The sequence below is a fragment of the Maribacter sp. PR1 genome, from assembly GCF_028464145.1.
GTDB lineage: Bacteria > Bacteroidota > Bacteroidia > Flavobacteriales > Flavobacteriaceae > Maribacter.
Genome location: NZ_JAQPCG010000005.1, coordinates 173,041 through 185,804, shown reverse-complemented (window position 1 = coordinate 185,804; position 12,764 = coordinate 173,041). Strand labels below are relative to the sequence as shown.

Below are 12,764 nucleotides of genomic sequence, written 5' to 3'. Positions count from 1 at the left end.
TTCTAAAATCATAACATATTGGTTTATAAATAGCTACAAAGTCATATCATGAAAAAAACAATGTTCTCCGTCCTATTGATATTTCTATTGTTTAGCTGTGCGGGTCTAAAAAGAAAAGCCATAAAAAACATTGATGTCACTTTGGAATCAACTTTTTTTAAAAATCAGTTTACTGGTTTTTTGGTAATAGACCCAATATCCGGAGATACGATATACAATCACAATAGTGATAAGTATTTTACCCCGGCAAGCAACACTAAAATCTTCACTTTATATACTGCATTAAAAACCCTTCCAAACCGTATTCCCACCCTTAGATACCTAGAACAAAATGACACACTATATTTTGAGGGAAGCGGAGACCCTTCTTTTTTGCATCATTATCTTAAGGATAGTACGGGATTCAAATTTTTAAGAAACAGAGATAACCTCGCCTTTTACGATGGGAATTTTGTGGATACCAAGTGGGGTCCTGGATGGTCATGGGACGATTTTGAATGGTATTATTCACCCGAGCGCAATGCATTCCCGATGTACGGAAACACAATTCTAATTTACGACAACCCAGAATGGTCAGCAAGTCCAGATTATTTTAAGGATAGTGTGATTACAATTAAAAACACTTGGAATAGGGAAAAGGACAGTAATATTTTCTATTTCGATGGTGAAACAAAGGACAGTCTTGAAATTCCATTTATAACGTCTAAAAAAACGGTTAAGGCAGTGTTGGAACATTCCTTGGAAAAGTCAATCCATATTGCAAATAAAATGCCTAAAGGAACTAAAAAGACGCTCTACGGCATTCCTGCGGACTCACTTTATGTTAGATTGATGCACGAAAGTGACAACTTCATTGCAGAACAGTTATTGGTCTTATCGTCCGGAGTATTGACCGATACCCTAAATACGCAAAACGCAAGAAACTATATATTGGAAAATGACCTTAAAGACCTTCCACAAGAACCTAGATGGGTAGACGGCTCGGGATTATCCAGATATAATCTCTTTACGCCGCAATCCATGGTATATGTATTGAACCGACTTTACAGAGAAATCCCAGAAGAGCGACTATTGACTATTTTTCCGACAGGAGGGGTCTCTGGAACTTTGAAATCGTGGTATTCTGGGAATGATGAACCCTATATATTTGCGAAATCTGGAAGTTTAAGCAACAATTATTGTTTGAGTGGATATTTAAGAACTAAGTCTGGAAGACTATTGATCTTTAGCTTTATGAACAATCATTTTAAACACTCATCTTCAGAAATAAAGCAAAAAATGGAATCCGTTTTCGAAACCATTAGGGATAGTTACTAGTTGTTGGCCAATAGTTTATAGATAACCCAAATTTTTGCTGCTCGACACTTTAAACACGGGCATCTTTCTATTATCCTAACAATTTATGAATCTGCATATATTGCAGCAGCATAACCGTCTTGGCATCACAAATTTCTCCAGAAGCCATCATTTCTAAAGCCTTTTCAAAGGACATTTCCAAAACTTCAATGTTTTCGGTTTCATCGTCCGCACCGCCTCCTTCTTCAACCTTCATTTCGTCGTGATATTCCCCAATGTACAAATAGAGCTTCTGCGTTACGGAACCCGGACACATATATGTGACCAATACCTGTTCTACTTCCTGAAGCCGATAACCGGTTTCCTCTAACGTTTCTTTTAGAATGCACTCTGTTGGGCTCAATCCCTCTAAAAGTCCAGCACAAACCTCTACCATCATGCCGTCTCCATTTTCATTGACATAAGTAGGCATTCTAAATTGTTTGGTCAACACTACATTACCCGTTTCCCTATTGTATAATAGAATTGCCGCACCATCACCACAGTCATAGGATTCCCGTTTTTGAACTTCCCAGCTACCATCAAACTTTTGATATTCAAAAGTATATTTGTTGAGGGTATACCAATTATCAGAAAGAATCTGTCGTTTTATATTTTTAATTCTACCGTTTTCCATGCTTTAAATTTAACGAACATTATCCCCATAAATTGCTATCTTTCTCACCAAGACCAAACCTATGAGCAAGGCAATGAAGACCTACTTTAGCCATTGGCTGTTATTTTTTTTGTTAACCTTCTCTACCTCAGCCCAAGACTTGGACGAACGATATATTTCAGCTTGGAAGGCCTTTTACCCTTCCCAAGCACTGGAATCGGGTATGCGATCATCCGTATTTTATTATGAGGATCTTTCCGAAGCCTCTATAAACCAGTGGTTGGACTTCAACGAACGAATCCTGACCTTACTCTCCCAACCCGATGCCCAAATTGACCCTAGCGACAAGAGATTGCTACGGGTTCAAGCCCAATCTGAAGTTGATACGTGGAAGAACCTAAATATGCATACCAATTCTTTCAATTTGTACGCAGAACTTATTTCGGACGCAATCCCTACATTTATAAAAGCCGATTATCTACTAGATAATGAGAAAGTGAACGTTATATGCAATCGTCTTATATCCATTGAAAAATTGGCGCTTGCCGCGCAAAAAAATCTAAGGAACGTTTCTAAAGGTGATTTGGAAGAAGGCCTGGAAAATTTATCAAAATCCCTGAAATATCTGACTCAGGGTGACTTCAAAAGTAGAGGTGCGAATTCAATTTCAAGGGAATGTCCTGCGATGGATTCCACTATTAGGAGCATCGAATCCTTAAAGGTATTTGCCCTGGAAAAATTTCAGGACAACACGTTACCTGATACATCCATTCTAGGAAGACAGGAATATGACCGAAGGTTAAAATTGTACACGGACAGCGATCTAACCTCAACTGAATTGGCCGAAATGGCCTTGAACGAAATTAGGACGGTTCGTGCTTTACTATGGGAGGTATCCAAGCAGTACCTCGTTGAAACCTACCCCGATAAAAACCTTCCAAAAAACGACCTGGAAATAATTGATTTGGCCTTGGCCGATATGGAAAAGGACGCTCCCTTGAACAGTGCCGATTACCTTCAATTTTGGCAACAGCTGGCCGATAGTGCCGTCGGTTTCATTCAAAAAAACAATATTGCCACCTTACCCAAAAATCAGACCCTTCGTATTCAAACGGCTCCTGAGAGCGCTGGTCCCGCAGCACGCATCGGCTGGGTAGCGAGCGCGCCGCCATTCGACCCCAATCCCATGACCACGCTCAACTTGCCTTCTATTCCAGATACGCTGCCCAAACAAGAACAAGTTGATTTCTGGGCTTCTTTCAACAAGCCCTTTAACCGCATGATCGTTATCCATGAACTTTTCCCAGGGCATTATATGCAATTGAAAATCAGTCGGGAAACGCCCCATAGCCTAAGGTTGCTTTTCCCTTATGGTATTTTCATTGAAGGTTGGGCTACTTTTACCGAAAAAGTGCTGTTGGATGCCGGGTGGGAAGCTGAAAACAAACTGACCTTTTTGGCACACTTGCGCAAACGCTTGGAAAATGCAAATAGGGCTTACACATCGGTACAAGTGCATTGTAACGATTGGAACCAGGAGCAGGTTTTAAAATTCTCGACCGAAACTTCCTTATTGGCACCACAGTTCGCCAAAAGTCTTTGGGGGCGGATTATGAACAGTCCCTTACAACTTACCTCCTACTATTTGGGAGGAGCCCAATTCACGCAATTACTAAAAACCGAAAAGGAACGCCTGGGCGACAATTTCGATTTAAAATATTTTATGGATACCATTATGAAGGCAGGGCCTATACCCATTGAAGAATTCTACGACATATTTAAAAATACAAGCTCCAATTAATTCATGAAACGAATAGAACTACAACCCGGATATACCATTTCGAGAGTAATCAAAGGGGGATGGCACTTGGCGGGAGGTCATGGGAATATCTCTGAAGAACAAGCCTTGGTAGATATGCATCATTTCGTAAAAGCCGGTATAACCACTTTCGATTGTGCCGATATTTACACAGGGGTAGAAGAACTCATCGGCAAGTTCAGAAAAAAATATGAAGATGAATTTCGTTCGGGAGAATTGTCCCCGATTCAAGTGCACACCAAATACGTTCCCGACTACAATGCCTTGGCAACACTTAGAAAAGAGGATACGATCCGGATAATTGACCGCTCGCTCAAACGCCTAGGTGTAGAACAATTGGATTTGGTGCAATTCGCTTGGTGGGATTATCAATTCCCGAAATATTTAGAAACTGCAGTTCACCTTTCGGAATTGCAAAAAAGCGGAAAAATACGATTTCTAGGGGTTACCAATTTTGATACGAAGCGTATTCGAGAAATGCTGGATGCCGGTGTAACCATCGCATCCAATCAAGTGCAATATTCCCTACTGGATCATCGGGTTGAAAAGAATATGACCGCGCTGGCCAAAGAACACAACATTCCCTATCTCTGCTACGGCACCGTGGCAGGTGGTTTCCTTAGTGACCGTTATCTGAACGCTCCGGACCCTATACCCCCTTATGAAAACCGTTCCCTGACCAAATACAGATTGATTATTGATGAATTTGGAGGTTATGAACTTTTTCAAGAGGCACTTCAGGTGCTTAGAATGATTGCCGACCAATATCAGGTAGGTATCACCGAAGTTGCTTGTAACTATATTTTACAAAAACAAATGGTGGGTGGTATTATCGTTGGTTCAAGAAACTGTAATCATCTAGAGAGTCTACAGAAATTGGACAGTTTTACCTTAAACCAGAATGACCTTGCCAAAATAGAATCAGTTGTTTCCCGAAGCAAAGGCCCCAACGGGCCCTTTTATGAATTGGAGCGCGATAAGACCGGCAAACATGGTTCCATCATGAAATATAACCTTAACGAAGACTAAGTTTGAAACTTGACGAAACACAGGAAGCCCTTCCAAAAATTGAATTCTATGGTGGCACCTTAGGGACCTTGTTGCCCTTTTTTGTTTTCGTTTCCGGAGTGATTGGCATTGCCCTCTCTGGTGCTCCAGACGAGCGTGGATTTTGGCCCATTTTGATATTGGCCTTAGGGATGGGTCTTTTGCTTTGTAAGGACCGAACCGCATTTTCCGAAGTCGTCATTGCTGGAATGTCCCAAAAAATAGTGATGATCATGATCACCGCCTGGATTTTGGCATCTATCATAGGAGTCCTTATGACACTTACAGGTTTTGTGGAAGCCTTGATTTGGCTTACCGATCAGGTAAAACTTTCGGGCCCAGGGTTTATTATCGCTACGTTTATCATTTGTTGTATCGTTTCCTTGTCTACGGGTTCAAGTTTCGCCACCATATTGATTTGTAGTCCACTACTCTACCCTACTGGCGGTGTTTTAGGGGCACATCTACCTACCTTGGCAGGAGCTATTATTGGCGGAGCCACCTTTGGGGATTTTATCGCTCCTATTTCAGACACGACCATTGCCAGCGCCCTAAGTCAAGAAGCCAAAATCGGCCCTACCATAAAAAGCCGATTGAAATATGTTTTTCCTGCGGCGTTGTTTGCTTTGGTCTTATATAGTGCTATGGCCTACAACAACGTAGGTTCAAGCATTGCTGATATAGGTGGGTTGGGCAATCCGAAAGGGCTCCCTATGTTATTGGTGCCTGCATTCATCATCTATCTTTTCCTGAAAGGAAAACATCTTTTGCACGGACTCTTATTTGGATTACTTTTCGGAACAGTTTTGAGTCTAGTTTTTGGACTTTTACCATTCGATAAGGTCATTGATCTGGATATCGAAAATTTTACCACCAAAAGTTTTGTTATCGATGGTATCAACAGGGCTGTAGGACTCAGTTTTTTTACAATTCTTTTAATGGGCTTGGTAGCAACACTAAAGGCCAGCGGACTTATGAACCGCTTGGTGGATTTTGCCGCTGCCAAAGCAAAAACCGAAAAGCATGCCGAACATTGGATCGTTACGGTAATGGGTATGGCCGTGTTATTGACCACCCATAGCATCGTCGCTATTTTAATGGTGGCCGACTTTACAAAAAAAACAGGTGAACGATTAGGGGTATCGAAAATAAGACGTGCCAATCTCTTAAGCTTAATCGCCTGTATATTTCCGTTTTTGATACCCTATTTTATTCCTGTCCTATTAATGGCCAATATGACCAAAACCGGCAAAGAATATGATATTCCACAAGTGAGTCCGTTAGAGGTAGGGCTATTTAATTTTATGTCATGGGGCCTACTCATAATGGCTGTAATAACCTTAACTTTTGGCTGGGGAAAGTTTAACGAAAGAAAAAATAAAAATGGAAAAAGAGAATACGTTGAGGGATGATCAATTTGAACTCTATGATTTGACCATAGTCGTTGAAAAAATTGGCGGCAACTGTACCTGTAATATGAACGTTGGTGATAAATTTCACCTAAAAGGTGGAAAACTGTCCATGCCGGATAAGGCCGATTTTTGTTTGTATGCACTACAATCTACCCTACCCCTGTTACCCGCCAAACAAAGGAAAAATCATCCGGCGGACTGGATGGAAACCGACGCCCGCGTCGTCTGCCCAGATCCTGAATGCAAACTTATAATGCGAATAGACCGTGAAAGCTTAAGGGTTCTAAACCACGATGACGTGAGCCCTGTTAAGTGGAAAAAATAAAAATGTAAACAGGTAGTTTAAGGAAAAAGATAAAAGCACTGCGAGATTTCAATATTCAGAAATCCCAAGCATCAAGGTCTAAAAACCAAAATGAAAGCTTGTAAAGTGGTTCATTTTTGGTAAATTCCAAGTACTTAATTAAGGCCGAAAAACAACACCCCACTTTTAGGGCAAAACCCTAATAAATGGGGTGGATTTTTTTAGAGGAAACGAGTATAAATACCTGTAATTGTTGAACAGGCTGTACTCCAAATTACTAAAAAAATCGGTACCAGTTTCCTATTACAAACTCCAACGATTACCTACCTCCGATAGTGGCTTACAAGGTTCGTAAGTTCCAGGAATGGGGTCATAGCTCAATACATTTTCTCCTATTTCCTCAGAAGTAAAATAGGCCCAAATGGCCATGGATTTCATAGACCTGTAAAACCCAACAGGCTCTTGTTCTCCAACACTTGTACCCCATATCCCAGGGTTGAACTTTGGAGAATTTGCTTCGGCATCCTTTAAAACTTCAATTTTTTCTGAATTGCTTAATTCTGGAAAAATAGCACCGTATTTTTCCTTGCACGCCTGATTAAATTCGGCTATAGCATCACGCATATATTTTTGTCCTTCGGCATCGTAGGTATGTGCTACTACTTTATCGATAAACATATCTGCCTTTACATCTAAACCTCCTGGTGTATCCGTTGCCGGTAAAATAGTATCTATCAAGGCGGAAATGGTCTTGGCCTCTTCCTCCGTAAAAAACTCAGGTTGCCAGTCCAATCGTGTCTCGCTTTTGCAGGATTGTAATAGGGAGAACATGGAAGGCATAGCTATTGTGGCTCCAGCCAATAAACCGGCTTTCTTAAGTGCTTTTCTTCTGTCCATAGCTTTATATATTTAATTTTTTTGATTCATTTACCGCATGATCTGCAGCCCTTGCTGTAAGCGCCATATAGGTTAAAGATGGATTAACACAGGATGAAGAGGTCATACAAGCCCCATCCGTAACAAAGACGTTTTTAGCGGCATGTACCTGATTGAACTCATTTAATACCGAAGTTTTTGGATCTCGCCCCATTCTAGCAGTTCCCATTTCATGTACTCCATACCCTGGCGGATGTTCCTTATCAAAGCCCATAACCTCTTTAAGACCAGATTTTTCCAACATCTCAACGGCATCTTCTTGAATTTGCTTGTTCAGTGCCTTTTCATTCTCCTTAAACTCGGCATCAATGGTTAAGGTTGGTTGACCCCATTTATCCAATACCTCCTTGTTCAGGCTAATTTTATTATCGTGATACGGTAAACATTCGGCAAAACCTGTGATAAAGAACTCCCACTGACCCGGTTTAAGGATATTGTCCTTAAAATCGGCACCGAATGTGTCCACGTTAGCAGGGTTTCCGCCTCGGTAACCACCTCCTTGATAACCAAAGCCACGGACAAACTTGTCCGACTTTGTTTTTTCATCAATATTGACATACCTCGGGATGTAAATGCCATTTGGCCTTCTACCCTTGTAATACTTATCCTCAAATCCATCAATCTTACCTATGGCACCGACTCTGTACGTGTGATCCATGAGATTGTGTCCCAGTTCCCCACTATCGTTACCCAAACCGTTTTCGAAACGGTTGGAGGTTGAATTCATTAAAATATGCGCTGTACTTAATGCGGATGCATTTACAAAAACAATTTTGGAAGAATACTCGATTACTTCATTGGTTTCCGCATCGATAATACGCACACCTGTCGCTTTTCCTTTAGTATCGTCATAAATTACTTCCTGAGCTATGGAATATGGTCTTATGGTTAAGTTACCCGTTGCATTGGCAGCCGGTAAGGTTACTGCATTACTACTGAAGTAGGCACCATAAGGACACCCTCGGCTACATCGGTTACGGTTTTGGCACTGTCCCCTTCCATTATGAGGCTGGGTCAAGTGGGCAACCCTACCAATAGTCAGGTTTCTACCTTCAAAATTTTTCTCGATTCGTTCCTTAACGTGTTTTTCAACACAGTTGAGTTCCATGGGAGGAAGAAAATGGCTATCGGGCAATTGGGGTAATCCTAAAGCCTCACCACTGATTCCCGCAAATTTCTCCACATAAGTGTACCAAGGTTCAATATCCTTATATCGTATAGGCCAGTCCACACCGTGACCATCTTTTGCATTGGCCTCAAAGTCCAAATCGCTCCAACGATAGGTCTGTTTACCCCAAAGAAGCGATTTGCCCCCCATTTGGTGCCCCCTTAACCATAAGAAAGGTTTTTCTTCCGTATACGGGTTTGCGGCATCATCTGCCCAGAAATGTTCGGTATCCTTTCCCACCCATCCGGAACGGATATTCTTGTAATGTTTCTTTTTCTCCTCAGGGGTAAGACCTCCGCGGTATTCCATGTCCCAAGGATCCCAATTCATCGTTGGATAATCCACTACATGTTCCACGATAGGTCCTCTTTCCAGCACTAACGTCTTTAGTCCTTTCTCACAAAGCTCCTTTGCTGCCCATCCTCCACTGATTCCAGACCCGATGACAATGGCGTCATAGGTCATGTCTTTTTTTGCGTCTATATTAAAATTGGCCATAAAAATTATAAAATTAACTCAATAAAGATAGGGCTAATCAAGGATATGACAAGAAAATACCCATTCATCGAACAAAAATTAATGCTATTTTTAACGAAATTAAGATACCCTTATGAAAAAAATCATCTTCTTATTTGCCCTTTCCTTTTTAAGTTTTTTGGGCTGCAAAAACCAGTCCGAAAATAGAACAGAAGAGGAAAAACTACCGAAAATAGCCATTGCCGGAATCGGTATAGAATCCAGTACTTTTTCCCCAGCCCAAACCGAGGAAGCCGCTTTTCATGCGAGAATTGGAGATTCCATATTTGGGCGCTATTCCTTTTTTGATGCAGAAAGCGATATTCGACAGCGTGCCGAATGGGTGCCAACACTTCTTGGTAAGTCAATTCCTGGTGGCATTGTTACTCGCGAAGCCTATGAATCCATGGTCGATAAGACCTTAAAAATGCTTAAAGAAAATATGCCTTATGATGGACTTTTCTTTGATATACATGGTGCAATGAGTGTGGTAGGATTGGAAGATGCGGAAGGTGATTTAATTAAACGAATCCGGGAGGTTGTTGGTCCCGAGGTACTGATTTCCACATCCATGGACTTACATGGTAATGTTTCGGAAACCTTGGCGAAACACAGCGATCTGATTACTTGTTATAGAATGGCGCCGCACGAAGACGCTCTCGAATCTAAAGAACGCTCCGTAAGACTACTCTTGGAACGTTTGGAAAACGGTAAGGGCAAACCTGAATACAAAGCTTGGGTGCCAGTGCCCATATTACTGCCCGGCGAAAAGACCAGCACCCGTATAGAGCCCGGAAAAAGTCTATATGCTAAAGTTCCCGAAGTTGCGGATCAGGACGGTGTTATAGACGCGGCAATCTGGATAGGCTATGCTTGGGCAGACGAGCCTCGAAATCATGCTGTTGTTATGGTAACCGGGGATGATAAGGAAAAAGTTACCTCGGGGGCCGAAAAATTGGCTAATGCCTTTTGGGATGTACGTGATGAGTTTGAGTTTGTTGCCCCGGTTGGTACACTGGAAGAAAGCCTTATACTAGCCTTGGAAAGTGATAAAAAACCATACATTATAAGTGATATGGGAGATAATCCCACAGCTGGAGGTGCAGGGGATGTTACTTGGACCTTGGAGAAAATTTTGGAACGACCCGAGTTTAAGACTGACAATGGACCTACACTTATCTATGCTTCTATTCCAGGTCCGGAGTTGACAGAAAAAGCCTTGGAAGTGGGTATTGGCAATAGAATAACCGCAAAAGTCGGTGCCGCTGTAGACGACCGATTTGCCCCACCCCTAGAGCTCACCGGAACCGTTGAAGCAATTAAGGAAGGGGATCGGGATGCGGAAGTCGAGGTCGTCGTAAAAGTCGGAAGTGTCCATATCATCGTTACCAAAAAAAGAAAGCCATATCATCATAAGAGTGACTTTACAGAGCTAGGACTAAAGCCTTCCGAATCGGATATTATAGTAGTTAAGATTGGCTATTTGGTACCCGAACTATATGAAATGAGAGGCGGTTGGATTATGGCTTTAACCCCCGGAGGAGTCGATCAAGATTTAGAACGATTGGGTTATAGAAATATTAAGCGACCTATGTTTCCCTTGGATAAGGATATGGAAAAACCTGATTTGAGTGCTCGATTGATACAGGCATCCAATCAATAGAAATGATTTTTAACGCACTAAAGCATATATGTAATGAAGCAAAGTATTAGTGTACTGATTTGCGCCCTTCTTTTTATTAGTTCTTACGGACAAGAAAAAGATTCCATAGTAGAAATTCTAAACCAGAAATTACAATCCATTTATGCTAAAGGCCCAATCGTGGGGTTTTCTGTAGCCGTTGTGGATGCAGAATCAACACGATATACAAACGGATTTGGTTATGCGGACGTCAGTACCAAAACGGCGTTTACTTCTCGAACTATCCAGAACATTGCTTCTATTTCCAAAACTGTTATTGGTGTCGCCCTCATAAAAGCCCAGGAACTTGGAAAACTTAATCTTGACGACCCTATCAATAAATACCTTCCATTTTCAGTTTCGAATCCGTATTTCCCTAAGGAAACCATTACCATAAGACAGTTGGCTACACATACCTCGACAATAAGGGATGCTCCAGAATATGAAAAGAAGGGATATGTATTAAGAAGTCAAAAAAATGAAGGTGCCAAAAAGAAAAAAAACTTCCGGCCCCCGAATGAACTGATGGACTATGCCCGTTTTCTGGAAAAAATACTAAGTACTTATGGCCAATGGTATTCAAAGAAAAATTTTATTAAAAAAAAGCCAGGGGCAATTTTCGAATACTCGAATATAGGCGCAGGTCTTGCGGCACTGGTTTTACAGTATGCAGCGGGCCAATCTTTTTCAACTTTTACGGAAACCCATGTATTTGAACCATTAGGTATGTTACATACGGGATGGTTACTGGATGAGGCAAATGCTTCCCATCACAGTTCGTTGTACTTAAATAAGGGTAAAGCACTAGCTCCTTATCAATTGGTAAATTATCCAGATGGAGGGTTAATTACTTCTTCTGGGGATTTAGCTATTTACCTAACGGAATTGATTTCAGGATATTCGGGAGAAGGTAACCTGTTATCAAATAAAGGATATTCGGAACTGTTCAAACCTAATCTTGAAACCGTTATTCATGAAAACAGGAGCGATCGAAAGTATAACGATGAATTTGATATGGGTATTTTTATGGGTATTTCCGCTCAAGATCAAGTAGGCCATTCGGGGGGTGACCCCGGGGTTACCACCATGATGTTTTTCGATACTAGAACCAACATTGGTAAATTACTTTTAATCAATACAGAACTTTCCAAAGACGGAATTAATGAGTTGATTGAAATCTGGACGACCTTGGAGGATTTTGAAACTAAACTGTAATGGCCTTGTTTAAATATGTCCTAAATGGCAACATTTCACGATAAGCATCGAAAACCTTTTCGTTAAAATTGCCCCCGAACAGTAATTCATTGTTAAATTTTGTCATTACAGCAAAGGTTTTGTGCTTTAGTAAATCGATATGTGGGTGATTTTCTGTGTAACCTTTGGGAGGTCTTGTCAGTTTTACATCTTCGATCAATCCACCGAATGTTTTTTTAAATGAGGGCTTTTTCAAAATCGCAACCAATTCTTCACCATTGTAGTCAATCGCGTCCCTAATACTTCCGAGTCTTTTGGAATCGGGCCTCCAAAGTCCACCGGCAAACATGGATTCCTCGATTCCGATTTCAATGTAAAAATCCCCGGTATTGAGTTTTTTATCCAAACCGGCCCCAAAGTGGTCCTTGTAAACAGGTCGGTTTGGATGAAACATTAAATTGTTATTAATTCTATTGACACCCTTTTTTCCAGGAGTATCGTAATATTCATCATATTGATTTAGGAGGTTCTCGTTTAAACCATCTAGCCAAACTATGAATTCCCTTCTAACTTCTCGATACCAATTCCTGTTGGCATCCATCCATTCTTTATTGTTGTTTTTGTTGAGTTCTTTTAGAAACGTGATTAGGTTGTTGAAATCCATAGAAATAATACAAGTTCAAGAATTAAAATCAATTAGAAATGTTAATTAAAAAAGACAAAGTTTATGCCTCTG

11 protein-coding genes are annotated in these 12,764 nt (G+C 41.0%); 7 read left to right on the top strand and 4 right to left on the bottom strand.

From position 1 onward, the window contains the following. The first annotated feature begins 48 nt into the window (after nucleotides 1-48). A complete protein-coding gene (locus tag PP182_RS11740; RefSeq protein WP_272651443.1) occupies nucleotides 49-1,317 on the top strand; it encodes a D-alanyl-D-alanine carboxypeptidase/D-alanyl-D-alanine-endopeptidase in 1,269 nt (422 codons plus the stop codon). Nucleotides 1,318-1,387: 70 nt separating this feature from the next. On the opposite strand, the gene PP182_RS11735 is transcribed toward PP182_RS11740, so the two are convergent. Then, nucleotides 1,388-1,972 (bottom strand): NUDIX domain-containing protein, encoded by a 585-nt coding sequence (locus PP182_RS11735; RefSeq protein ID WP_272651442.1) that lies wholly within the window; start codon nucleotides 1,970-1,972, stop codon nucleotides 1,388-1,390. Nucleotides 1,973-2,033: 61 nt separating this feature from the next. On the opposite strand from PP182_RS11735, the gene PP182_RS11730 reads away from it, so the two are divergent. Genes PP182_RS11730 through PP182_RS11715 form a run of 4 tightly spaced genes read left to right on the top strand, consistent with a single transcriptional unit; the run spans nucleotide 2,034 to nucleotide 6,554 of the window. Further along, complete coding sequence (locus tag PP182_RS11730) at nucleotides 2,034-3,752, top strand: DUF885 family protein (protein WP_272651441.1); 1,719 nt, start codon at nucleotides 2,034-2,036, stop codon at nucleotides 3,750-3,752. Nucleotides 3,753-3,755: 3 nt separating this feature from the next. After that, nucleotides 3,756-4,799: an aldo/keto reductase gene (locus PP182_RS11725; protein ID WP_272651440.1), complete on the top strand. Its 1,044-nt coding sequence runs from the start codon at nucleotides 3,756-3,758 to the stop codon at nucleotides 4,797-4,799. Nucleotides 4,800-4,801: 2 nt separating this feature from the next. Then, complete coding sequence (locus PP182_RS11720) at nucleotides 4,802-6,229, top strand: Na+/H+ antiporter NhaC family protein (RefSeq protein WP_272651439.1); 1,428 nt, start codon at nucleotides 4,802-4,804, stop codon at nucleotides 6,227-6,229. After that, the gene (locus tag PP182_RS11715) at nucleotides 6,219-6,554 is read left to right on the top strand and encodes a TIGR04076 family protein (RefSeq protein ID WP_272651438.1); all 336 of its coding nucleotides are present in this window, start codon (nucleotides 6,219-6,221) and stop codon (nucleotides 6,552-6,554) included. Before PP182_RS11720 ends, PP182_RS11715 begins: the two co-directional genes overlap by 11 nt. A 282-nt stretch (nucleotides 6,555-6,836) precedes the next feature. Here the strand turns inward: PP182_RS11715 and PP182_RS11710 are convergent, their stop codons facing one another. Both PP182_RS11710 and PP182_RS11705 read right to left on the bottom strand, forming a co-directional pair. Beyond that, the gene (locus PP182_RS11710) at nucleotides 6,837-7,430 is read right to left on the bottom strand and encodes a gluconate 2-dehydrogenase subunit 3 family protein (protein WP_272651437.1); all 594 of its coding nucleotides are present in this window, start codon (nucleotides 7,428-7,430) and stop codon (nucleotides 6,837-6,839) included. 4 nt (nucleotides 7,431-7,434) lie between these two features. After that, entirely contained in the window at nucleotides 7,435-9,135 is a 1,701-nt protein-coding gene (locus PP182_RS11705) for a GMC oxidoreductase (RefSeq protein ID WP_272651436.1), read from the bottom strand. A gap of 112 nt (nucleotides 9,136-9,247) precedes the next feature. Here PP182_RS11705 and PP182_RS11700 point away from each other — a divergent pair, with 112 nt between their 5' ends. Next, entirely contained in the window at nucleotides 9,248-10,816 is a 1,569-nt protein-coding gene (locus tag PP182_RS11700) for a M81 family metallopeptidase (protein ID WP_272651435.1), read from the top strand. A gap of 33 nt (nucleotides 10,817-10,849) precedes the next feature. After that, the gene (locus PP182_RS11695) at nucleotides 10,850-12,049 is read left to right on the top strand and encodes a serine hydrolase domain-containing protein (RefSeq protein WP_272651434.1); all 1,200 of its coding nucleotides are present in this window, start codon (nucleotides 10,850-10,852) and stop codon (nucleotides 12,047-12,049) included. On the opposite strand, the gene PP182_RS11690 is transcribed toward PP182_RS11695, so the two are convergent. Then, nucleotides 12,039-12,692 (bottom strand): DUF2461 domain-containing protein, encoded by a 654-nt coding sequence (locus PP182_RS11690; protein ID WP_272651433.1) that lies wholly within the window; start codon nucleotides 12,690-12,692, stop codon nucleotides 12,039-12,041. The two genes, PP182_RS11695 and PP182_RS11690, sit on opposite strands and share 11 nt — an antisense overlap. Nucleotides 12,693-12,764 lie beyond the last annotated feature (72 nt).

What these genes read in the sequence shown, in the direction of transcription:
- PP182_RS11740 (WP_272651443.1), top strand. Translation starts at nt 49, where the DNA reads ATGAAAAAAACAATGTTCTCCGTCCTATTGATATTTCTATTGTTTAGC.
- PP182_RS11735 (WP_272651442.1), bottom strand. Translation starts at nt 1,972, where the DNA reads ATGGAAAACGGTAGAATTAAAAATATAAAACGACAGATTCTTTCTGAT.
- PP182_RS11730 (WP_272651441.1), top strand. Translation starts at nt 2,034, where the DNA reads ATGAGCAAGGCAATGAAGACCTACTTTAGCCATTGGCTGTTATTTTTT.
- PP182_RS11725 (WP_272651440.1), top strand. Translation starts at nt 3,756, where the DNA reads ATGAAACGAATAGAACTACAACCCGGATATACCATTTCGAGAGTAATC.
- PP182_RS11710 (WP_272651437.1), bottom strand. Translation starts at nt 7,430, where the DNA reads ATGGACAGAAGAAAAGCACTTAAGAAAGCCGGTTTATTGGCTGGAGCC.
- PP182_RS11705 (WP_272651436.1), bottom strand. Translation starts at nt 9,135, where the DNA reads ATGGCCAATTTTAATATAGACGCAAAAAAAGACATGACCTATGACGCC.
- PP182_RS11700 (WP_272651435.1), top strand. Translation starts at nt 9,248, where the DNA reads ATGAAAAAAATCATCTTCTTATTTGCCCTTTCCTTTTTAAGTTTTTTG.
- PP182_RS11695 (WP_272651434.1), top strand. Translation starts at nt 10,850, where the DNA reads ATGAAGCAAAGTATTAGTGTACTGATTTGCGCCCTTCTTTTTATTAGT.
- PP182_RS11690 (WP_272651433.1), bottom strand. Translation starts at nt 12,692, where the DNA reads ATGGATTTCAACAACCTAATCACGTTTCTAAAAGAACTCAACAAAAAC.